This window comes from Sulfitobacter sp. SH22, from assembly GCF_965641905.1.
Taxonomy (GTDB): Bacteria; Pseudomonadota; Alphaproteobacteria; order Rhodobacterales; family Rhodobacteraceae; genus Sulfitobacter.
Map to the genome: position 1 here is coordinate 75,708 of NZ_OZ282573.1, position 20,197 is coordinate 95,904.

19 protein-coding genes are annotated in these 20,197 nt (G+C 59.8%); 9 read left to right on the forward strand and 10 right to left on the reverse strand.

All coding sequences use genetic code 11. The features are described from left to right. The first annotated feature begins 293 nt into the window (after nucleotides 1-293). The 6 genes from ACSQ13_RS02455 to ACSQ13_RS02480 all read left to right on the forward strand — a co-directional run bounded on the left by ACSQ13_RS02455 (nucleotide 294) and on the right by ACSQ13_RS02480 (nucleotide 9,804). Nucleotides 294-3,155: an Ig-like domain-containing protein gene (locus ACSQ13_RS02455; RefSeq protein ID WP_295512860.1), complete on the forward strand. Its 2,862-nt coding sequence runs from the start codon at nucleotides 294-296 to the stop codon at nucleotides 3,153-3,155. Between the two features lie 44 nt (nucleotides 3,156-3,199). After that, a protein-coding gene (locus tag ACSQ13_RS02460; protein ID WP_295513100.1) for an IS3 family transposase occupies nucleotides 3,200-4,329 on the forward strand; the annotation gives its coding sequence in 2 pieces (ribosomal slippage) (nucleotides 3,200-3,446 and nucleotides 3,446-4,329; 1,131 coding nt in all). A 48-nt stretch (nucleotides 4,330-4,377) separates the two neighbouring features. Then, a complete protein-coding gene (locus ACSQ13_RS02465) occupies nucleotides 4,378-4,992 on the forward strand; it encodes a hypothetical protein (RefSeq protein ID WP_295511807.1) in 615 nt (204 codons plus the stop codon). 113 nt (nucleotides 4,993-5,105) lie between these two features. Next, a complete protein-coding gene (locus tag ACSQ13_RS02470) occupies nucleotides 5,106-6,398 on the forward strand; it encodes a TolC family protein (protein WP_176248645.1) in 1,293 nt (430 codons plus the stop codon). Further along, nucleotides 6,395-8,617 carry an ATP-binding cassette domain-containing protein gene (locus ACSQ13_RS02475; protein ID WP_295511810.1) on the forward strand — a complete coding sequence of 741 codons (2,223 nt, stop codon included), beginning with the start codon at nucleotides 6,395-6,397 and terminating at the stop codon, nucleotides 8,615-8,617. The genes ACSQ13_RS02470 and ACSQ13_RS02475 overlap by 4 nt, the downstream gene beginning before the upstream one ends. Then, nucleotides 8,614-9,804, forward strand: coding sequence for an HlyD family efflux transporter periplasmic adaptor subunit (locus ACSQ13_RS02480; protein WP_295511812.1), 1,191 nt, complete (start codon nucleotides 8,614-8,616; stop codon nucleotides 9,802-9,804). Before ACSQ13_RS02475 ends, ACSQ13_RS02480 begins: the two co-directional genes overlap by 4 nt. 108 nt (nucleotides 9,805-9,912) lie before the next feature. Here ACSQ13_RS02480 and dtd read toward each other — a convergent pair whose 3' ends face one another. The 9 genes from dtd to ACSQ13_RS02525 form a co-directional block, all read right to left on the reverse strand. Beyond that, entirely contained in the window at nucleotides 9,913-10,359 is a 447-nt protein-coding gene (dtd, locus tag ACSQ13_RS02485; RefSeq protein WP_295511813.1) for a D-aminoacyl-tRNA deacylase, read from the reverse strand. A gap of 1 nt (nucleotide 10,360) precedes the next feature. Then, the gene (locus ACSQ13_RS02490; protein WP_176248580.1) at nucleotides 10,361-11,035 is read right to left on the reverse strand and encodes a nitroreductase; all 675 of its coding nucleotides are present in this window, start codon (nucleotides 11,033-11,035) and stop codon (nucleotides 10,361-10,363) included. Then, a complete protein-coding gene (locus ACSQ13_RS02495) occupies nucleotides 11,032-12,159 on the reverse strand; it encodes a TFIIB-type zinc finger domain-containing protein (protein ID WP_176248579.1) in 1,128 nt (375 codons plus the stop codon). Before ACSQ13_RS02495 ends, ACSQ13_RS02490 begins: the two co-directional genes overlap by 4 nt. A 223-nt stretch (nucleotides 12,160-12,382) precedes the next feature. Beyond that, nucleotides 12,383-13,492, reverse strand: a complete 1,110-nt coding sequence (locus ACSQ13_RS02500) for an SPFH domain-containing protein (protein WP_295511816.1) — start codon at nucleotides 13,490-13,492, stop codon at nucleotides 12,383-12,385. Nucleotides 13,493-13,524: 32 nt separating this feature from the next. Continuing rightward, nucleotides 13,525-14,406, reverse strand: a complete 882-nt coding sequence (locus ACSQ13_RS02505) for a DUF2927 domain-containing protein (RefSeq protein WP_176248644.1) — start codon at nucleotides 14,404-14,406, stop codon at nucleotides 13,525-13,527. Nucleotides 14,407-14,503: 97 nt separating this feature from the next. Continuing rightward, nucleotides 14,504-15,670, reverse strand: coding sequence for a toxic anion resistance protein (locus tag ACSQ13_RS02510; protein ID WP_176248577.1), 1,167 nt, complete (start codon nucleotides 15,668-15,670; stop codon nucleotides 14,504-14,506). Nucleotides 15,671-15,704: 34 nt separating this feature from the next. Then, nucleotides 15,705-16,577: a 5-bromo-4-chloroindolyl phosphate hydrolysis family protein gene (locus tag ACSQ13_RS02515; RefSeq protein WP_176248576.1), complete on the reverse strand. Its 873-nt coding sequence runs from the start codon at nucleotides 16,575-16,577 to the stop codon at nucleotides 15,705-15,707. Then, entirely contained in the window at nucleotides 16,577-16,807 is a 231-nt protein-coding gene (locus tag ACSQ13_RS02520; RefSeq protein ID WP_176248575.1) for a hypothetical protein, read from the reverse strand. Before ACSQ13_RS02520 ends, ACSQ13_RS02515 begins: the two co-directional genes overlap by 1 nt. Nucleotides 16,808-16,903: 96 nt before the next feature. Then, nucleotides 16,904-17,914, reverse strand: coding sequence for a pseudouridine synthase (locus ACSQ13_RS02525; RefSeq protein WP_176248574.1), 1,011 nt, complete (start codon nucleotides 17,912-17,914; stop codon nucleotides 16,904-16,906). A 63-nt stretch (nucleotides 17,915-17,977) separates the two neighbouring features. Between ACSQ13_RS02525 and ACSQ13_RS02530 the strand changes: the two genes are divergently transcribed. From ACSQ13_RS02530 to ACSQ13_RS02540, 3 genes are read left to right on the forward strand one after another with little or no spacing between them, the layout of a single operon-like run. Then, the gene (locus ACSQ13_RS02530) at nucleotides 17,978-18,433 is read left to right on the forward strand and encodes a nucleoside deaminase (protein ID WP_176248573.1); all 456 of its coding nucleotides are present in this window, start codon (nucleotides 17,978-17,980) and stop codon (nucleotides 18,431-18,433) included. Nucleotides 18,434-18,436: 3 nt separating this feature from the next. Next, entirely contained in the window at nucleotides 18,437-19,057 is a 621-nt protein-coding gene (locus ACSQ13_RS02535; RefSeq protein ID WP_176248572.1) for a DUF5671 domain-containing protein, read from the forward strand. Beyond that, nucleotides 19,054-19,470: a hypothetical protein gene (locus ACSQ13_RS02540; RefSeq protein ID WP_176248571.1), complete on the forward strand. Its 417-nt coding sequence runs from the start codon at nucleotides 19,054-19,056 to the stop codon at nucleotides 19,468-19,470. Before ACSQ13_RS02535 ends, ACSQ13_RS02540 begins: the two co-directional genes overlap by 4 nt. A gap of 19 nt (nucleotides 19,471-19,489) precedes the next feature. Here ACSQ13_RS02540 and ACSQ13_RS02545 read toward each other — a convergent pair whose 3' ends face one another. Then, the gene (locus ACSQ13_RS02545; protein WP_295511820.1) at nucleotides 19,490-20,182 is read right to left on the reverse strand and encodes a metal-dependent hydrolase; all 693 of its coding nucleotides are present in this window, start codon (nucleotides 20,180-20,182) and stop codon (nucleotides 19,490-19,492) included. Nucleotides 20,183-20,197 lie beyond the last annotated feature (15 nt).

The window sequence follows — 20,197 nt, forward strand, 5'->3', positions numbered from 1 at the left end:
TGAACGACCCGCCAATCCGGTCGGCAACAGGGCGCGGCTTGGGCTGTTCGGCGACTTTCCCGCATGGGTTGAAACTGTGGCCCCTGTGCACATAAAAATAAGTCGGTAATAAGGCAAAATGAATTTAAAGTTGGCATTTGGGAGCTAATAAATATAGAATGAAAAACAATAACATATTCGCGCTTAACGCGAGTACGATCAGGCGTCTGCACGGTTGGATTAAACGAACCGGCAGTCAATAAAATAACCAGGTGATCCGCAAAGAACGGGCATCGAGGTAGAGCGGTGGTATTATGAAGACGATAGATTTCGTCGTTCGCGATCAAGCGGGCGCATTGCAACGTGGCACGGTAGCCGATGGCTCCAAGTTCCATGTGATCCAGGCGCAAGCCGGACAGGAAATTTCCCTTAACTTGCGTCAAACCGATTTCTTGTCCCAGCAGCGGGCAGGAAATGATCTGGTCATGACCATGGCCGACGGGTCAGTCATTACAATTGAAAACTATTTTAACGAGACGGGCGCGGCAAACCGTCTGTTTGTCTCGTCCGATGGCTATTTGAACGAAGTCGCCTTTATCGAGGGCGAGGGCGGCAGCCTGCACGCGCAATACGGTCCGACCGAACAATGGGGCAAGTGGAGCCCTTCGGATGATCTGATCTATCTTGGCCGCACGGATATGGTGACGGCCCCCGGTGGCATGGTCGGCGGCGGCGACGACGAAGTGTCGATGCTTGCAGCGCCTCTGCTGGGCGCTGGTTTGATTGGCGGCGGCGGTGCTGCGGCTGCGACTGCGGCGGCGGTTGTCGGTGGTGCGGCTGTGATTGGCGGCGGCGGTGGTGGTGGCGGCGGGTCTGTCGCGGCCCCATTCGTGAACGAACCTGAATCGGCTTCTACAGTCGGGGGTGACGGCGCTGACAAAACGGTGACAGTCACAGGCGGTGGTGAACCGGGCGCTGACGTCGTTGTGACCATTGGCGACAAGCAAGTCGAAACCACGATCGGTGCCGATGGCACATTCGAAGCCGTCTTTACCGGCGACAACTTCCCGGCGGATGGCAATTACGAAGCCGTTGTCGAAGTAACCACAGGCGGGGCGACCACCACGCTGGATGGCCCGACATTCGTGATCGACACAACGGCCCCGACGATAACCGTATCTGAAGGCACGCAAAGCGTGTCCGACTACTTTAACGGTGAAAGCTTTGCCCAGGGTGTGACGATCAATGGCACCGGCGAAGCGGGGTCCACCATCGACGTTACCGTTGGCGGTGTGACGCGTTCCACCACTGTCGGCGAAAACGGCGCATGGTCTGTGACCTATGAAAGCGGCGCGTTGCAGGGCGGCGAATACCAATCCGAAGTCACGATCAAATCGACCGACCAATTCGGAAACTCTGCCATCACAACCGAAACGCTGGTTGTTGATACGGTGGCCCCGACGGTCGTTGTGACATCTGGCACGCAAGGGGCCGGCGACAGCTTTAACGCGGCTTCTTTTAGCAATGGCGTGACCATCAGCGGCACGGGCGAGCCGGGTTCCACGGTTGAACTGACAGTCGGCGGTGTGACCCGCACGGCAACAGTCGGCGGCAATGGCGCGTGGTCGGCAACATGGCAGTCGGGCACTTTGCAGGGCGGCGAATACGTCAGTGATGTCACGATCGTCACAACCGATACATTCGGCAACGCAACCACCACCACCGAAAAGCTGGTTGTTGATACAGTGTCCGAAGTTTCCGTTGCGGATGACAGCGCGGCGGGCGACGGCACCATCAACGCGACAGAGCGTGGCGATGGCGTGACCCTGACAGGCACGGCACAACCCGGATCGACGGTACAGGTCACCTTTGGCTTTGCCACCCATCCTGCAACGGTTGCGGCTGATGGCAGCTGGACTGCGCAATTTGCGACCAACGAAATCCCTGCGGGCGAGACAACGGCAACAGTCACCGCCGTTGCGACCGATGCGGCGGGCAACAGCTCGATCGCGACGGGGCAGATCGAAATCGACACCTTTGTTAACAGCCTTTCCTTTACCAATCAGGCAGGCGGGTCCGACGCGACCATCAACGCTGCCGAGGCGGGTCAAGGTCTGGTCATGACCGGCCGCGTCGAGGCGGGTTCGACCGTTTCGGTCCAGATGGGCAATGCAACGCATATGGCCACCGTCGACCAAAGCGGCAACTGGTCGGTGACCTTTGCGCCGGGCGACATTCCATCCGGCACCTATGCCAGCTCCATCGTGGCAACTGCGACGGACGAGGCAGGCAACAGCCGCAGCATCACGCAATCGGTTTCTGTCGATACCGAAGCAGGCCTGCTGACGATCAGCCCGACCCCGGTCGAGGGCGACGATGTGGTCAACGCGGCAGAAGCCAGCGATGGCGTGGCGATCTCCGGCACCGCGGATGCGGGCGCATTCGTGACCGTGACATTGGCGGGTGTTTCCCACACCGTCCGTGCTGACGCAAACGGCCAGTGGACATCCTATTATGCCGCAGGCGAGGTGGCCCAAGGGGTTTATACCGCCAACATCACGGCAGTCACGACCGATGCAGCCGGCAACAGCCGCTCTGCCACCGACAGCGTTCAGGTTGACACTCGCGTCGATAACCTGTCGCTGAACACGGTCGAGGGCGACAATATCGTCAGTGGCGCAGAGCGTGTGGCCAATGGTGGCGTTCTGGTGACCGGGACATCCGAAATCGGGTCGTCCGTGGTCATCACGCTTGGCAACGCATCTGCCAACGGCACGGTTGACGCCAATGGCAACTGGGCGGTGACCTTTGCACCCGGTCAGGTACCGCAGGGCACGATCAACACCACCGTTTCGGTCAAGGCGATTGACCGGGCCGGCAACTCTGCCACAGCGAGCCATGCCGTGTTGATCGACACGGTTGTTGATCCGCTTGATATGAACCAGGCGGGCGGCACCGACGGTGTTGTCAGCGCCCGCGAAGCCGCGATCGGCATTGATCTGAACGGTCAGGTCGAAGTGGGGTCGACCGTTGTGGTCAATTTTGACGGCACCAACTATACCGCCAATGTCGATGCTTCGGGCAACTGGAGCGTGACAATCCCGCCTGCGAACATCCGTCCCGGTACCTATGATGCAGATATCTCGGTCACGGCGACTGGTCTTGCCCCGTTTTAGTTCCGGTCTCTTTCGAGCAATGTTTGCTATGAAGGAGATAAGGAATGGCAAAGCGATACACAGACGAGTTTCGGCGTGATGCTGTGCGAATGGCGACGACCAGCGGCTTAACGCGCCCGCAGCTTTCATCGGATTTAGGGGTTGGCGTCTCCACGCTGAACAAGTGGGTTCAGCAACATCAGCACGACGATCTGATGTCTGGGCCGCATGAGGATGTTGAGAAGGAAAACATCCGCCTTCGCAAAGAAGTCCGGCTACTGCGCGAGGAGAGGGAAGTGCTAAAAAAGGCGGCAATCTTCTTTGCAGGCGAAAGCCGGTGAGGTTCGCCTTCATCGACGCCTGGAAGGAAGCTTGGCCCGTAGAATTTCTCTGCCGTATCATGCAGGTCACGTCTCGTGGGTTTCGTGCGTGGCGGATACGCCCAATGAGCCAACGGCAGCGAGATGATATGGTACTTCTCGCCCACATCCGTGAGCAGCATCGGCTTAGCCTGCAAAGCTACGGACGCCCACGGATGACTGAAGAACTGCAAGAACTGGGGCTGAGCGTCGGCCACGGGCGTGTGGGCCGTTTGATGCGCGAGAACGGCATCAAGGTCGTCAGGACCCAAAAATATAAGGTCACAACAGATAGCGATCACACGTTCAACATCGCGCCCAACCTGCTGGATCAGGACTTCACTGCGGATGGCCCGAACCAGAAATGGGCCGGTGATATAAGTTACATCTGGACCAGCGAAGGCTGGCTATATCTGGCTGTCATCCTCGACCTCTACTCTCGCCGCGTCATCGGCTGGGCTGTCAGCAACCGCATGAAACGGGATTTGGCGATCCGGGCGTTGGACATGGCTGTGGCGCTACGGCAACCGCCCGAAGGCTGCATTCACCATACGGATCGCGGGTCGCAATACTGTTCCAACGAGTATCAGCGCCGCCTGTCAAAGCACGGCTTCAAGGTCTCGATGAGCGGCAAGGGCAATTGTTACGACAATGCGATGGTTGAGACATTCTTCAAATCCATCAAGGCAGAGCTGATCTGGCGCAATCGTTGGGACACACGCCGCCAGGCAGAAGGCGCGATATTCCAGTATATCAATGGCTTCTATAATCCACGCCGACGTCACTCATCGCTCGGCGGGAAAAGCCCCTTGGCATTCGAACGAAAGGCCGCATAAATGAGTTGAGAGACCGGAACGTAACCGTGACAAGACCAGACCGACCATGTGGGCAACATTGATTCAATTAGCGACACGCTGGCGATTGATACCTATGCGCCAGACGGTCCGGTAATTGAATCCTACACCCGCGATGGCGACGGTATCCGCGCCATTTCGACCGAGCAAAGCGATGACAGCCTCGCGGTGCACCAGATCCACGCGGATAAATCCATCACCGAGGTTCAGGCCGATACGCTGGACAACGACTTCCTGAACGAGACGAATTTCTACTTCAACTCGGATGTTCCGGACGGGTCCGACCTGATCGTCACGGCGACAGATGCAGCTGGAAACTTCTCTGGTACCTATCTTGCGCTGGATGATGAAAGCGCAAATACGCAGCTTGGTCTGACCAACCCGAACCTTGCCAATTTCAACATCGAAACGGTGGACCTTCAGTTCGCAGAAGAAGCGCAGCTGACCATTACCGAGGCGGCGTTGGTCAATCTTTCCAGCAATACCAACACTCTGGTTGTGAACGGTCACAACGATGACACGGTCACAATCACCGGGGCAACACGCACCGGATCCGAGGTCAAGGACGGCCAGACCTACGATATCTATTCGCTGGGCACCGAAGGCACGTTGATGATCGACGACGACATCAATGTCGTAATCTAAGGCCGGCACAAGGCTAGGGCGCGGGGGGCAATGACCCTCCCGCGCCGACAAAACAAAAAAACCGGCACGTTAAGGGCAGGCGAATGGGGCAGAAACTGAATAGGGCAGGGGGCATGTGCGCAATGGCGCTGGCCCTGTCTGGCTGCATGTCAGACATCGGGGGCGGATTTGCCCCGGCCGATATGGTTGCGCGGTTCAAGACCCCCAATGCGTCGCAAAACATCAAACCGACCTATGCAGAAAAAGTGACCGCAGACAGCCAGATCATCCAAGGGCTGGCCCTGCGGTTTTCGGTTTTGCCAAAGGGCAGCGTATCGGACACGGTCGCCGCATCCGTATTGGCTGCCAACAGCCGCACGGCCGAAGCGGAATTGCGCGCAGCGACCTTGCGGTCCGAGGCGGCAAGCAAGAACTGGCTGCCCAAGATCGGTCCCCAGATCAGCCTGACATCGCTGGGCTCGCTCGCGGCCAATCTGGTTGTTGATCAGGTGTTGTTCGACAATGGCCGCCGCAAGGGCGAACGCGAATTTGCGGTCGCCGATGTCGAAGTGGCCGCTGTCTCACTGGCCCAAGATACCAACAAACGCGTGGCAACGGCGCTCAAGCTTTATACCGCCGCTGCCGAAGCACGCGAAAACGCGACGCTTGGCAAGGCGACGCTCAAGGATATGACCCATTTCGAATGGGTCATGCAGGAACGGGTCAAGGGCGGCGTGTCCGATATGTCCGACCTCACCATCCTGCGCCAGAAACTCTCGGAAATACGCGCCAGCTATGAGGCCGCGGTCGAGCGGGAAGCCACTTCGCTGTCGGAGCTGAACGCCATGTCGATCCAGCCGCTGACAGACCTGCGCGGCGTGCCTGAAATTCCCGTCGATGCCTTTGCGGGCGCGCCTTTGATCGTGGTGCGCGCCGAGGCCGAAAAAACCCGCTCCATTGCGGCCGCCAAGGTGGAACGCGCCGGAAAGCTGCCCGGTTTGTCCGCAGGCGGCACCATTGGCGAAGGCAGCAATCTGGGGCTGACCGTCAGTTCCGACCAATTGCTGGGCTTTGGCACCAAAGCATCGCTCGAGGCGACTGCATTGGCCGAGGAAACCTCGACCCGGAAGGTGCGTCAGGCGGTCGAGGATTCAAACCGCAACCTGCGCCGTCTGGAAAAGCAGATCAGCGCCAAAACCCGTCAGGCCGACGAAGCGGCGACCCTTGCAGCGCAGGCCAAGCGGAACCTGGATATCTTTCAAGAACAATATGATGCGGGCCAGCGTCAGGTGATGGATGTTGTCGGGGTCTATGAAACCTATGCCCGCCAGCAACAATCGCAGGTCGTGCTGAAATATGACGTGGTGCGCCTGCGCATCGAGATGGCCCAGATTCAGGGCGTGCTGGCCGACGGGAGCGCGATTTGACCCAGAAGCCGACCTTTACGCTGACAATCACCAACGGCAATCAGGGTCGCCTTAGGGCGGCAAACGCCCCGCTACCCAAGGCGGAAAACGTCAACCGTCTGGAAGACCGGCTGATGGCGCGCGCATCACTGGCCGCGACCTATGCGGGGCTGTTGGGGGTCGAAACCACCGCCCGCGATGTGTTCGAGACGATTGCCGCCAATACGGTCGAGGGCGCGCAGGCGGATCAGGAAGCCGACGCAATTGCCAAAGGCATGCAAAACGTTGGGTTGCTGACGCAGGTCAGCCGCGTTGATGGGGTGTCAAAGGATCTTTGGCCCGCTTTGGCCTATATGACATCGGGGCAGGTGCTGCTGGTCATGGGGCAGTCGCGGGGCGATCTGATCTTGTATGACACGACCTGCACGGACAACCGCGCGATGGTGCCGATCACTGATTTCAAGCCCTTCTTTGCCGGTCTGGTTGTCCGCGCCGAAGCGTCTCTCAAGACTGTCGCCAAAACCCACAAAACCGACAGCATCAAGGAACATTGGTTCTGGGGGCAGTTTCCGCGTTTCCGCCGCCAGTTGATCGAAGTCGCAATGGGATCGTTTGTGGCCAACCTGCTGGCGGTGGCCGTGGCGCTGTTTTCCCTTCAGGTCTATGACCGCGTCATCCCCCACCAGTCCGAGGCGACGCTTTGGGTGTTGGCTGCGGGTGCCGGTCTGGCGCTGCTGATGGAATCTTTCCTCAAGATGGCGCGGGCGCGGTTGATGGACGGGGCAGGTCGCCAGATTGAGCTGTCGGTCCAGGATATCCTGATGCGCCGCCTGCTGGGGATGCGGTCGGACCACGGCGGTCAGGCCCCGAACCAGTTGTTTTCCGCAATGCGCGAATTCGGGTCGGTGCGTGAATTCTTTACCGCCTCGACCATCGGCACAATCGCCGACATTCCGTTCATCTTTGTGTTTCTGTTCCTTGTGGCCAGCATTGCGGGCAACGTGGTCTGGGTGCTGGTTCTGGGTGGTATCCTGATGCTGATCCCCGGTTTCTTTTTGCAAAAGAAGGCGATCCAGCTGACGCAGGAAACCCAAGGCGCATCGGCCAAATCCTCGCGGTTGCTGCACGAGGCGATCTTTGAGCTCGACACGGTCAAAACCCAACGCGCCGAAGACCGCATCATGCGCCTGTGGACCGAGCTGAACACATTGGCATCGGTCAAATCCTCCGAGCAACGCAAGCTGTCGTCTTTCCTGACGTTCTGGAGCCAGGGCATCCAGCAGGCCACCTATGTGGCGGCTGTGATCGTGGGCACCTATCTGGTGTTTGCCGGGCAGTTCACTGTCGGGTCCATCATCGCCGTCGGCATCCTGACGGGCCGCACCTTGGGCCCGCTGACCCAGCTTTCGGGCACGATGGCCCGCTGGGGCAATGTCAAAGGGGCGCTGGACGGGCTGGACGCCATTGTCGCTGCCCCCCAGGACGCCGCCGAAGACCGCACATACCTGCGCCGCGAAAAGCTCAAAGGCCAATATGAACTGCGCGACGTGATCTTTCGCTACGAAGATGACGGCGCGCCCACGCTCGAGATCAAAGCGATGATGATCCAGCCGGGCCAGCATGTGGCCGTGCTGGGGGCCAACGGGTCGGGCAAGTCGTCGCTGCTGAAATTGCTCAGCGGGCTTTATGCCCCGACCGAGGGCCGTGTTCTGATCGACGGCACCGAAATGACCCAGATCGAACCGCGCGACCTGCGCCGTCTGATCGGGTATCTGGGCCAGGACGTGCGGCTGTTTTCGGGCAGTCTGCGGGACAACCTGAACCTGACCATGCTGGAACGCGACGACGACCGCCTGTTAGCGGCGCTTGACTTTGCGGGGCTTGGTCCTTTCGTCAAGAACCACCACAAGGGGCTCGACCTTGAGATCAAGGATGCGGGCGCGGGCCTGTCCATCGGCCAGCGTCAGTCGATCGGCTGGGCGCGGTTGTGGTTGCAAGACCCTGCCATCTGCCTGCTGGATGAACCGACCGCAGCACTGGATCAAAAGCTTGAAGCGACACTGGTATCGCGCCTGCACACATGGATGGAAGGGCGGACGGCCATCATCGCCACGCACCGCGCCCCCATTCTGGCGCTGACCACCCGCACGCTGGTTTTGCAAGACGGTCGCATGACAGTGGATGGCCCGAAAGACAAAGTACTGGCGCATCTGGCCGGCAAAACAGGAACTCTCGCATGAGCAATGCCAGCACCACCACTCTGGGCGCGCAGATGAACGACACTATGCGGGGGCCATCCATGGTGATCTGGCTGTGTGGGGCCACGGTGGTGCTGTTCATTCTATGGGCCGCATTCGCTTGGGTGGACGAGATCGTGCGCGCCGAAGGGTCGATGATCTCAAGCTCGCGCCCGCAGATCATCCAGAACCTCGAAGGCGGCATTCTGGCTGAACTTGCCGTGGGCGAGGGCGATATCGTTGAAAAAGGCGATGTTCTGGCGCGGCTGCATGGCACCCAGTTCCAATCCTCGGTGGATGATCTGCAAGACCAGATCAGCGCTTTTGAGATCCGCCGTATGCGTCTTGAGGCGGAACTGGCCGGGCAGTTCGACTTTGACGTGCCGGACGAGTTTGCGCAGCGCACCCCCAGCATTGTTGCCTCAGAGCGGGCGTTGCTGAAAGCGCGGCAATCCGATTTCGTGTCCCGCTCTGACGGGGCCAAGCGCGTGTTGACCGAAGCCGCCAAAGAACGCGAGCTGTTGGAAAATATGCTGAAGAAAAAGATCGTGTCGCTGATCGAGGTCACCCGCGCGCGCAAGGTCCATGCCGATGCGCGGATCAAGCTGGACGAGATCACCACCGGCACCGAACTGGACCGCGCGCAGGAATATTCGGACGTGTTGAAAGAACTTGCCACGCTCAAGCAGAACCTGAAATCCAGCACCGACCAGTTGAACCGCACCATTCTGACCAGCCCCTTGCGCGGGATCGTCAATAACCTGAGCGTCACAACCATCGGCGGCGTCGTGCGCCCCGGCGAGGAAATCTTGCAGATCATCCCGCTGGACGAAGAACTGTTCGTAGAGGCCCGCGTGAAGCCCGAAAACATCGCCGGTGTACGTCCGGGCCAAGAGGCGACGGTCAAGCTGTCGGCCTATGATTACACGATCTATGGCACGCTCAAGGGCACGGTAAAGCTGATTTCGGCAGATACGTTCAAGGACGAGCGGTCGCGCAATCCTGATGGCGATCCGCATTACAAGGTCACCTTGCAGGTCGATACGCAGCACCTGACACCGCGTCAGGCGTCGCTGCAAATCCGGCCGGGCATGCAGGCAAGTGTTGAACTGCACACCGGATCGAAGACGGTTTTGCAGTATCTGTTGAAGCCGCTGTATAAATCCAAAGAGGCGTTTCGCGAGCCTTGAGGCCGCGCATGGGGGCAGTCTGCACCGTCATCCATCGGACTTGGCCAATGGTGCAACAATCAACCGTCCCACAAGGATATTTTTGAGCCAGAGAAGAGGGGACCGCAGTTACGGGTTCTCTGTGTCGAGCCAGATCGTAACGGGGCCATCGTTGGTGAGCGCGACCGACATGTCTGCGCCGAATTCACCGGTTCGGGTGGGAATGCCGAGGGCGGTCATGCTGGTGATAAAGTCAAGATAGAGCGCTTTTGCGGCGTCCGGTTTCGCGGCATAGGAAAAGCCGGGGCGCGTGCCGCGCGATGTATCGGCGGCAAGGGTGAACTGGCTGACGATCAGGGCGCTGCCGCCGGTTTGCGCAAGGCTCAGGTTCATTTTGCCATCGTCGTCTTTGAACAGGCGCAATTTGGCGATTTTCGCGGCAAGGGTGGCACCGGTGGTTTGCGTGTCGCCCGGCATGGCGCAGACAAAGATCAGCAGGCCTGCGTCGATCTGGCCAATGATTTTGCCGTCTACGGTAACGGAGGCTTGGTCGGCCCGTTGGAGTAAAGCACGCATATCAGGATTTCCAGTCGATGATGTCGGCGGGGTCTGCCCGCTCGGTGCGGAACTGGTTGATCGGCGCATCCGTATCGGCATAGCCGAAGGAGATGGCGCAAAGCACCAGCCGGTCATCCGCGATATCAAGCTGTTCGCGGACCAGCGGTGCATAGGCTGCAATGGCGGCTTGGGCGATGGTCGCCACGCCAAGCGCTGTCGCGGCCAGGGTAAAGGCGGTCACAAACCCGCCGCTGTCCATCGCACCGTAGGGGCCAAGCTCGGCCGGGGCGGTGATGATGGCCACATGTGGCGCGTCAAACAGGGCGTAGTTGCGCAGCATTTGTGCGCTACGGCCTGCGCGGTCCGATTTGTCGATCCCCACCGCATCATAAAGCTGAAAGCCACAGCTGCGCCGACGGCTGCCGTAGACCCCTGAATATCCCTTGGGCCAGTCCAGATCGGGGGTGGGCGGCACCCCTTTGCTGGCGGCCTGCATCAGGGCCGTGCGAAACCGGTCTGTCGCATCGCCTTTGGTGATCGTGACCTGCCAGGGCTGCGCGTTGCACCAGCTTGGAACATGGCGGGCTGTGCCGATGATCCGGGTGATCACGTCATCGGGGACCGGATCGGCCAGAAAAGCGCGGCAGGAATAGCGCGCCTGCAAGATGTCGGTAAGCGTGTCGATCTGGGTCATTGTTGCTGCGCCATGAAATAGCCGATCACACCTGCGGCCAGAAGGCCAAGGATCACGGCAAAGGTTATCTTGATTGCGGAATAGGGGCGTTCGCCCTGCACATTACCGGTGCGGCCATTGACCACAAAGCGATACGTCTTGCCGCGGTATTTATACGCCGCAAGCCAGACCGGCAGCAGGATATGTTTGAAGGTGATATCGCTGATCTGGGTCTGGACGTTATGGATGCGCTGGCGGTCGCCGCCGATGTCGAACCGGACATCCCGTTCGATCATCGCATCCATGATTTGCCGCGCTTCGACAAAGCCGTCATCAAGGGTGATCGAATAGGCCTCGGCGCGGAAACCCGCCAGATATTCGGGTGCATAGGGTTCAAGGGCGGCCAGATCCCACGGTTCAAGCGCATCGGTAAATGTCTTGGGCAGGGATTTTGAGGCCAGCACCAGCACATCGTCAAAGAACCGTGCCACCCGACCGGAGGCGGGTCGCCAGCGGACTTTTGGCACCTGTCGCTGTTCGGGTTTGCCATCGCGCATCACGGTGACGGTTACGTAATATACCGTGCCGCGTTCGCCGGTATAGCTGGATTTCGTATCGGCGTCATAGGTCCAGTAGGGGACATAGATCCCCTCCATCCGGCGGCCCTTGCGGGCATATTCCTGCAACCCGTTCGGGGCGAACCAAAGGCGGCCCAGCCAGTTGGTCATGGCGTCTTTGGCCACGGTTTCGGTCAGCGCAAAGGGCAGAACGCCACGCGGCTTGATGTGACGGTTCAGCCCGGTATCAATCACCACAGGGGTGGCGCAGAACGGGCATTCGGTGGCGTGTTTGTCTTCGTCGAATTCGACTTGGGCCGCGCAATTGGGGCAGGTCGTGACGCGGGTTTCTTCCATCTCGGTCTGGGGCAACTGGCTGGCGATGGCGGCGCGGAAATCAAGTTCGGCGATCGGTTGATGGGTCCGCCGCCCCGAGATGGCTTCGGTGTTGCCGCAGTGATCACAGACCAGCAGATATTTGGCAGGATCGAACCGCAGATCGGACCCGCAGGTGTCACATGGAAAGCGGTGTTCCTCCACCGGGGCTGGCGGAGGGGGAGGTGGGGCAAAGGAGGGATTGTCAGGCATCACGGCGTCCTTTGGGCGTGCTGGGCCTAGACATAGCCTGACACGGGCTGCCTCACCAGACCCGAGTTATAAAAACCGGCGCGGCGGGCTTGCGGGGGATCGTCAGCGGTCGGCGCATCGGTTGGAAAAAAGAAAATCCCCCGGCGCGGAGGGCGGGGGATCATCCTGTTGCTTTGCAGCGCGTGGCCAATTCGGGCGGTTTGGCCACGCGCCGCAACATGGGTTAACCGGCGGGCGGCGGTGGCGGCGGCATGACGGTAAAGAGTTGCGCCAGTTCATCCACATCATCGGCTTTTTTCCAGCCGTCCTGACCAGGGGTCCAGACCAGTGTTTCGCGGGTCAATGCACCGTCGTGGGTCATCCGGCCAAGGGTCGCCTTGGAGAACGGGCCTGTGGTCTGGCCGTTTTCGGCCAGATGCCAGACCTTTTCGGCAGCAGGCGGTGGCGGTGGTGTTTGCACGGCGGCAGGGCGTGGGCCCCACGGGCCTGCCTGAGCCGCAGCGGCCTGACCGATCTGCATGCCCAATCCGGCACCCAGACCCGCCTGCATCGCGGCACCCGCGCCACCATCACGGCCCAGGGCCTCGGCGGCCTGAAACCGGGTGTACTGGTTCAGATCACCGATCAACCCCATCGAAGACCGCTTGTCCAACACCTGTTCCACGGCTGGGGGCAACGAGATGTTTTCGACGTAAAGTTCAGGGATCGTCAAACCGTATTCCCCAATCGTTGCCGAGATTTCAGCGCTGACCAGCTTGCCCAGCTCGCGGGTATTGGCGGCCATATCAAGGATCGGGATATTCGACATGGCGATGCTGCGCGAAAATTCCTGAACGATGATGTTGCGGATCTGATAGCTGATTTCATCCATGGTGAATTCGCCGTCGGTGCCGACGATTTCGGTCAGGAAATGCGCAGGGTCGGACACTTTGACAGAATAGGTGCCAAAGGCGCGCAAACGCACGGGGCCAAATTCGGGGTCACGCACGATGATCGGGTTCTTGGTGCCCCATTTCAGATCGTTGAACCGCGTGGTGTTGACGAAATAAATCTCGGATTTGAAGGGGCTTTTGAAACCGTGATCCCAATGCTGCAACGATGTCATGATCGGCATGTTGTTGGTCTCGAGCATATACAGACCGGGGGTGAACACATCGGCCAGCTGGCCTTCGTGGACAAGCACCGCCGCCTGACCTTCGCGCACGGTCAGCTTGGCCCCGTATTTGATTTCGTGGCCTTCACGCTCGAACCGCCAGACCATTGTGTCGCGGGTGTCGTCGGTCCAGTGAATGACGTCGATAAATTGGCCAGAGAGGAAATCGAGAATGCCCATAGGTGTGGTCCTTTCGGGAAGGTGGTAGCAATCTAAAGGGGGCCGCCCGTGAGTTCTCGGGCGATTGTGCGGACGATCGGGGTTGCCTCTTCGGCGCTTATGCCCGCTTCGAGACGTGGGTCGTACAGAATTCGTAGCAGATTTTCATCATGACGTGTCAGCAATGCAAATTCATCGTCATCGTTAAAGATCGACGGGCGCGCGGTGGGGCTGTCATTGGCCAGCCCCAACCCCTGGGCCAGTTCTTCGTGGATGCACGACAGCCGCATCAGCGACGGGTTTTCCGCACGGATCACCGCCACAGCGGCGGTATAGGTGCTGGGGTCGGTGCCCCCCGCATAGGCGGCAACGATGCAATAGGTATCGCGGCGCAGGTTCTGCAACGCGGTCAGACTTGCAGGGGTCACACCGGGGATGCGCCGTGCCGCTTCGGCCAGGGCGGCTTCACGGTCATCTTCGCCCGCGATAATCACCATGAAATTGGGGGCACCCCCCACGGATATCGGATGACCCGTGATGCCCGCCAACCGCCCGGCATAGGCGTTGACCGCCCCCATGTCGGTCTCGCGGGTTGAGGGGGGGACGCCATCGCCAAAAACCACGGCCATGCGCACCGGTTTTTCCCAGCGGCGCATCAACGTCTTTTCACCCCGCCCCGAAAATGTGGCGTTATATTCGTTGTAAAACGCGATCTGTTCAAAGTTCCGCACCAGCATGTCGGCGGTATAGGGCGTATCGGGGCCACCCCCATCGCGGCGCAACAACCCCTGGCTAAGCTGCGCTTGCTGGACCTGATTGAAATAGCTGCGCAGCTTGGCGCTTTCCTGCGAGGTCGGCTGCGCCACGACGGGCGCGGGCAGGGCCGCCTGAACGGTGGGGCGCGCAATGGGCTTGCGGACCGGTTCAACAGGCATTTGCCAGGCACAGGCCGTCAGCAGCAAACCTGCCGCCCCTGTCCCTAACCAACGTTTGAATTGACCGATCCGCACCACCGTTAACCGCGCCTCACCCTTATGCGGCGGGTTTCGAAGCCGATGCTGCTGCGAGCGTATCGCGCAGTTTGGCTTCCATTTCCTCAAGATCATGTTCGGCGGCAGCGCGTCTGGCTTTGCCTTCATCCGCGATCTGGAGCGATTCCTCGATCGTGCCGATCAGATCCGCATTGGCCTGTTTGACCGCTTCGATGTCAAAGACGCCCCGCTCCATCTCGGTGCGGATGATTTTGTTGCTTTCGCGCAGGTTTTTCGCGTTCGAGGTCAGCAGCTCGTTGGTCAGGTCATTGGCTTCGCGCACGGCCACGGCCGCCTCGCGGGACCGCTGGATTGTCACGGCCTGCGCCAGCTGCGTTTCCCAAAGCGGCACAGTGTTGACGAGGGTCGAATTGATCTTGGTGACCAGGGATTTGTCGTTTTCCTGAACCAGACGGATGGAGGGCAAGGATTGCATCGTCACCTGACGGGTCAGTTTCAGGTCATGCACGCGGCGTTCCAGATCATCGCGCGCGGCACGCATGTCGCGCAGTTCCTGGGCCTGGATGACCTGATCGTTTTCAGGCGCGGCTTTAACGGCGGCTTGCTTGGCAGGGATGTCGGTGGCATCAAGCTCGGCCAGCTTGGCCTCTCCTGCTGCGATATAAAGCGCCAGTTCATCATAGAACTGCAACGTCTTTTCATAGAGCATATCCAGCGATTTGATGTCTTTGAGCAAGGTGTGCTCATGGCTGAGCAATTCGTCGGTGACGCGGTCGATCTGGCCTTGGACCTTTTCAAACCTTGCGGTGAATTTGGCAAAGGGGGCGGCACGGCCCAGCAGGCGTTCCCACCAGCTGCGGTCGCGGCGGACGTCCAGTTCGGATACCGAAAAGCCACGGATGGTGGTGACGATGTTGCGCAGGCTGTCACCGGCGGGGCCGACATCCTTGTTGCGCACGTCTTGCAACATGGCCTGACTGATTTCTTGCAATTCGGCCTGTGCGGCGGACCCGAACGAAATGATCGACTGGGTTGCAGCCATATCGATTTCGGCCATGCGGCTCTTGATTTCCTGGCTCAGCGGGCCGTCGGCTTTTTCAAGCGGCACGATGGCATTGGCCGGCGCGGGATCGGCCAGCACAATAGCGTTAACTTCTTCGACCAGTGCAACAGTCTGGGTGGCTTTTTCGCGAACGATGTCGGACATTGTGGTTCTCTTTCTAATCGTTGGTGGACGCGCTTTATTTCAGGCGCACGCCTTCTCGGGACAGCCGCTCGCGCAGCACTTCAATCTCAATGTTCAGGTCGGTCTTGTCTTCCAATAGCGATTTTTGCGTTCTTGCGGCAAAGTTTTTGTCCAGATCATCCAGCAACGCAAGATAGTCGGCACGGGCCTGCGCGTCGCGTGTGTTGGCATAGATATCCGCGAATTTGATTGTCGCGTCGCGGGCCCCCAACAGATAAACCGACAGATACTTGCGCGCACCGGTCAGGTCGCGGGGGTCTTCCTCGACGGTGCGGATCAGGGTGCGGGCGGTGGTCTGGAAATCGGCCAGCCGCTCTGACGCCTGACGGTCTCCGGCGCGGGCAATTGCAGCGGTCATGGCGCTCAGGTGTTTTTCCGCCTCTTCGACCACACGGGCCACGCGGTCCTTTTGAAAGCTGTCGACCCCTTCCATGCCCTTGGAGGAAAGCGGATCAATGCCAAATGCAGATACATGCAGGCCAAGGGCGGCCAGCCCATAGATCACGGCGGCGGCAAGGCTTGGGTCATTCTTGTAGGCGGCCAGTGCAACGCCAATTCCGGTCAGCGCACTTGCAATCATCTTGCGGGGCAGGGCGGGGCGTTCGGCGACCTTGCGGGCCACATAGGCGGCTTGCGCCTTGAGCCCCTCGCGCAGCATCAGCGCCGCAGCGGTCAGAAAACCGGCCGCGACCAAGCCCAATGCCAGCCCCTGCGCACCGTCATTCAAGGACGTAAAGACCAACACGACAGCAGGGATAAACAGCACATTCGCGCGGCCCCCCACGGGGTCGACTTCGACACGTTTTGCAAGGGGTTTGGGGGCGGTGTCACCATTCTGGCTGTATTTGCCACCGTAACGCTGGACCATCAGAGCCCCCCCAGCCAGCCGGTCGCGACGCCGAACAACAGCACAATCAACGCAGCATAAGTGATCTTTTGAAACGGTGTTGGTACCATCAGGCCCTCTTTGGTTTGTCCGTGTTGGGGTCTCAACATGTTTTGTCCCGCGTCCAACGTCCGGGTCACAATTGTCAACAATACGTAAACAATCGCAAGAACCAGCGCCAATAAAATGGCAAATAGAAGCAATCGAGCCATCTAAATTCCCCTCTGAGCCGTATATAGGCGTTCTTTGGGCGGCTCGCTAGGGATTCCGGGGCAATGGCAGGGGCAGGCTGCCCTACGTCAACGCGGTTACGAGTTTCGCGTGCTTTTGACCCGCGTGCCGAATTTGCGCGGGGCAGGGCCATCTGACGCGGGGCGCGCAGGCTTGGACTTGCCGTAACCGGGCTTGGGCTTGCCGGGGATGGTTTTGCCGGTCGCGGTCTTTTCGCCCGGTTCTTTGGGCAGACCGGGGCGGCCGGGGCCGGGCATGCCGGGCTTGCGCGGCTTGCGCTTGACGATGTGGCTCGGCTTTTTCTTGATCGCGGTGCCGGTGTTGTCCTCGATCTCAAGGCCCAACTGGTCGCGCACGACCTTGCGCTTCAGCTCTTCGACTTCGCCGGGTTTCAACTCACCCAGCTGGAACGGGCCATAGCTGGTGCGGATCAGACGGTTGACCGACAGATGCACAGCCTCCATCGCGCGGCGGATTTCGCGGTTCTTGCCTTCGCGCAGGCCCACCGTCAGCCAGGCGTTCGCGCCTTGCTGACGGTCCAGCGTCACGGTCATGGGCTGGAACTGTTCGCCATCCACGGTGATGCCCTGGCGCAGGGGCTCAAGCGCTTCGTCGGACGGGCGACCGTTCACGCGAACACGGTAGCGGCGCAACCAGCCGTTCGAGGGCAGTTCAAGCTTGCGCTTTACCTCGCCGTCATTGGTCAGCAGCAGCAACCCTTCGGAGTTCAAATCAAGCCGTCCCACGCTCATCACGCGCGGCATGTCTTCGGGCAGATCGTCAAAAATCGTGCCGCGCCCTTTTTCATCGCGGTTGGTCGTCACAAGGCCGGTCGGCTTGTGATACAGCCACATGCGCGGCGGTTCTGGGTCGCCCACAGGTTTGCCATCGACGCTGATCTGGTCGGACGCCGTCACGTTCAACGCGGGCGAATCGATCTGGACGCCGTTGACGCGGACGCGCCCGGCTTCGATCATGCGTTCGGCTTCCCGGCGGCTGGCAAGGCCAGCGCGGGCCAGAACTTTGGCGATACGGTCACCGGCGGGTGTGCCGGCTTGAGGGGGCTGTGTGGGTTTATCTTGGCTCATAATTCAGCGCTTACCTTGTTTCGCGCCCTTGCGAAAGACCTGCATTTGCGGCCAAGTGAGCGGATGGCCTTTACTTCATATATGTCAGCCGCATTGGACGAAGCCCGCGCCGCCGCCTTGCGTGGCGAAGTGCCTGTGGGCGCTGTGGTCGTTGGACCGCAAGGCCAGATCGTGGCGGCAGCGGGCAACAGAACCCGCGAATTGAATGACCCCACCGCCCATGCCGAAATGCTGGCGATCCGGGCGGCCTGCGAGGCCACCGGATCGGAACGGTTGGGCGATCACACGCTTTATGTCACGCTGGAACCCTGCGCGATGTGTGCCGGTGCGATATCGGCAGCACGGATTGCGCGGCTGTATTACGGGGCCAGTGATCCCAAATCAGGGGGCGTGGCACAGGGCGCACGGGTGTTCAGCCACGCGCAATGCCACCATGTGCCCGAAGTATACGACGGGATCGCCGCCCAAGAGGCCGAAACCGTGCTAAAGGTATTTTTCACTGCAAAAAGAAAAGGATAGACGATGGCAAATCGAGACGAGTTAAGCCTTTTCGTGCGCGATGCGCTGGTCGCGGGCAAAAGCCGGCCCGATATTACCGGCGCGTTGATCGAGGCCGGCTGGAGCGAGAGCGAAATCAGGGAGGCCTTGGGGGCCTGGGCTGAAACGCCATTCACCCCGCCCGTGCCACGGCCTGTGCAAACGGTGTCTGCGCGCGACTTCTTTATCTATGCGCTGACATTCGGGGTGCTGTTGATCGGTGCCATCAATCTGGTGATCGTGCTGCAAGTGCTTGTCGATATGCTGTTCGAGGATGACAGCTATGTCGCCATTGAACGGATCAGGTTTGGCGTCTCCGTGCTGATCGTCACGGCCCCGCTGTATTTGTGGCTGACCTTGCGCGAGCGGCGGAAACTGGCCCATGATCCGGCTCTTTACCGGTCTGCCATTCGAAAATGGCTGACCTATATTGCGCTGCTGCTGGCCGCGGCCACGTTGCTGGGGGATCTGATCGCGACGATCTATGCCCTGCTGACGGGGGATTTTACCCTGCAATTCATGGCCAAGGCCGTGATTGTCAGCCTTGTCGCGGGCGGGATATTCCTGTTTTACGCTAATGCGATGCGGCAGGGGGAGCCTGAATGAACCGACTGTTGTTCATCGGGTTTTGTCTGGTGGTCGCCTTTGCGATCGGGGTCGGGCTTTGGGTGGTTGGCGGGCCGGAATATGCCCGCATGGTCGACCAGGATCGCCAGCGCGTGTTCGATCTGGATGTGCTGGCAGATCAAATCGCCTGCGTGGGCCAGCCCAAACGCGTCTTGCCGGACAATCTTGAAGAACTGGAACCCTGCTTTGGACGGCCGGACGCGAACCGGAATGATCCCGTCACGAACATGCCTTTTCGCTATACCGTTCTGGGGCCTGACGCATTCGAGCTTTGCGCCGAGCTTGCCATTGATCCCAAAGCCGCGCGCAGGACGTTGCCGTATAAAAACGACCTGATCCTGCGCAGCGGCAATACGGTTTGTCTGGTGCGCCGCAAAGCTGTTGCGGATTAGTCTTGGTGCGGATTGACGGTCAGAGTGTGATGGGCTGCATCACTTGCGGTTCGATCACATCCACGCCGGTAAGGCCTGCGATCAGGGTCTCGGCCGATTTTTCCAGCGCGCCGAAGGTCCGGTAATGGCAGGGGATTACGGTCTTGAAATCAAAGTATTTCTTGGCCGCATAGGCTGCCTGCGCCATGTCCATCGTGTAAAAACCGCCCGCGCTTAGGATGCCGATATCGGGTTTGTGATAGTCGCCCATCCATTCCATGTCGGCCATGATCCCCGTGTCGCCCGAGACATAGATCGTGTGGCCTTCGCCCGAGATCATGAACCCGGTTTCGGCACCCGTGTAGACCGGGCCGTTGTCACCCTGAACCGAAGATGAATGGGACGCAGGCACCATCGTCACGGACACTTTGCCACATTTGATCGTGCCGCCCTTGTTGAAACCGGTCGTGTTCTCGACGCCATGCGCGCCGAAATAGCCCATCAACTCGACCATCCCCGCAACCGGCGCACCGGTTTTTTCGGCAACCATCTTGAGGTCTTGAGTGTGGTCGAAATGGCCATGCGTCACCAGAATTTGCGTCACACCCGCCAGCGCGTCTGCGTGGTGTTCATCGCCTAGCATCGGGTTTCCGGTCAGCCAGGGATCAATCAAAATCACCTGATCTTCGAGTTCGATGCGAAAGCTGCCGTGGCCTAGCCAAATGATATTCATGTGTCATTCCTTTGT

Coding starts and splice junctions, on each gene's coding strand:
- ACSQ13_RS02530 (WP_176248573.1), top strand. CDS start 17,978: ATGGCCTTTACTTCATATATGTCAGCCGCATTGGACGAAGCCCGCGCC.
- ACSQ13_RS02500 (WP_295511816.1), bottom strand. CDS start 13,492: ATGGGCATTCTCGATTTCCTCTCTGGCCAATTTATCGACGTCATTCAC.
- ACSQ13_RS02525 (WP_176248574.1), bottom strand. CDS start 17,914: ATGAGCCAAGATAAACCCACACAGCCCCCTCAAGCCGGCACACCCGCC.
- ACSQ13_RS02495 (WP_176248579.1), bottom strand. CDS start 12,159: ATGCCTGACAATCCCTCCTTTGCCCCACCTCCCCCTCCGCCAGCCCCG.
- ACSQ13_RS02505 (WP_176248644.1), bottom strand. CDS start 14,406: ATGCCTGTTGAACCGGTCCGCAAGCCCATTGCGCGCCCCACCGTTCAG.
- ACSQ13_RS02470 (WP_176248645.1), top strand. CDS start 5,106: ATGTGCGCAATGGCGCTGGCCCTGTCTGGCTGCATGTCAGACATCGGG.
- ACSQ13_RS02510 (WP_176248577.1), bottom strand. CDS start 15,670: ATGTCCGACATCGTTCGCGAAAAAGCCACCCAGACTGTTGCACTGGTC.
- ACSQ13_RS02545 (WP_295511820.1), bottom strand. CDS start 20,182: ATGAATATCATTTGGCTAGGCCACGGCAGCTTTCGCATCGAACTCGAA.
- dtd (WP_295511813.1), bottom strand. CDS start 10,359: ATGCGTGCTTTACTCCAACGGGCCGACCAAGCCTCCGTTACCGTAGAC.
- ACSQ13_RS02480 (WP_295511812.1), top strand. CDS start 8,614: ATGAGCAATGCCAGCACCACCACTCTGGGCGCGCAGATGAACGACACT.
- ACSQ13_RS02455 (WP_295512860.1), top strand. CDS start 294: ATGAAGACGATAGATTTCGTCGTTCGCGATCAAGCGGGCGCATTGCAA.
- ACSQ13_RS02540 (WP_176248571.1), top strand. CDS start 19,054: ATGAACCGACTGTTGTTCATCGGGTTTTGTCTGGTGGTCGCCTTTGCG.
- ACSQ13_RS02490 (WP_176248580.1), bottom strand. CDS start 11,035: ATGACCCAGATCGACACGCTTACCGACATCTTGCAGGCGCGCTATTCC.
- ACSQ13_RS02535 (WP_176248572.1), top strand. CDS start 18,437: ATGGCAAATCGAGACGAGTTAAGCCTTTTCGTGCGCGATGCGCTGGTC.
- ACSQ13_RS02515 (WP_176248576.1), bottom strand. CDS start 16,577: ATGGTCCAGCGTTACGGTGGCAAATACAGCCAGAATGGTGACACCGCC.
- ACSQ13_RS02520 (WP_176248575.1), bottom strand. CDS start 16,807: ATGGCTCGATTGCTTCTATTTGCCATTTTATTGGCGCTGGTTCTTGCG.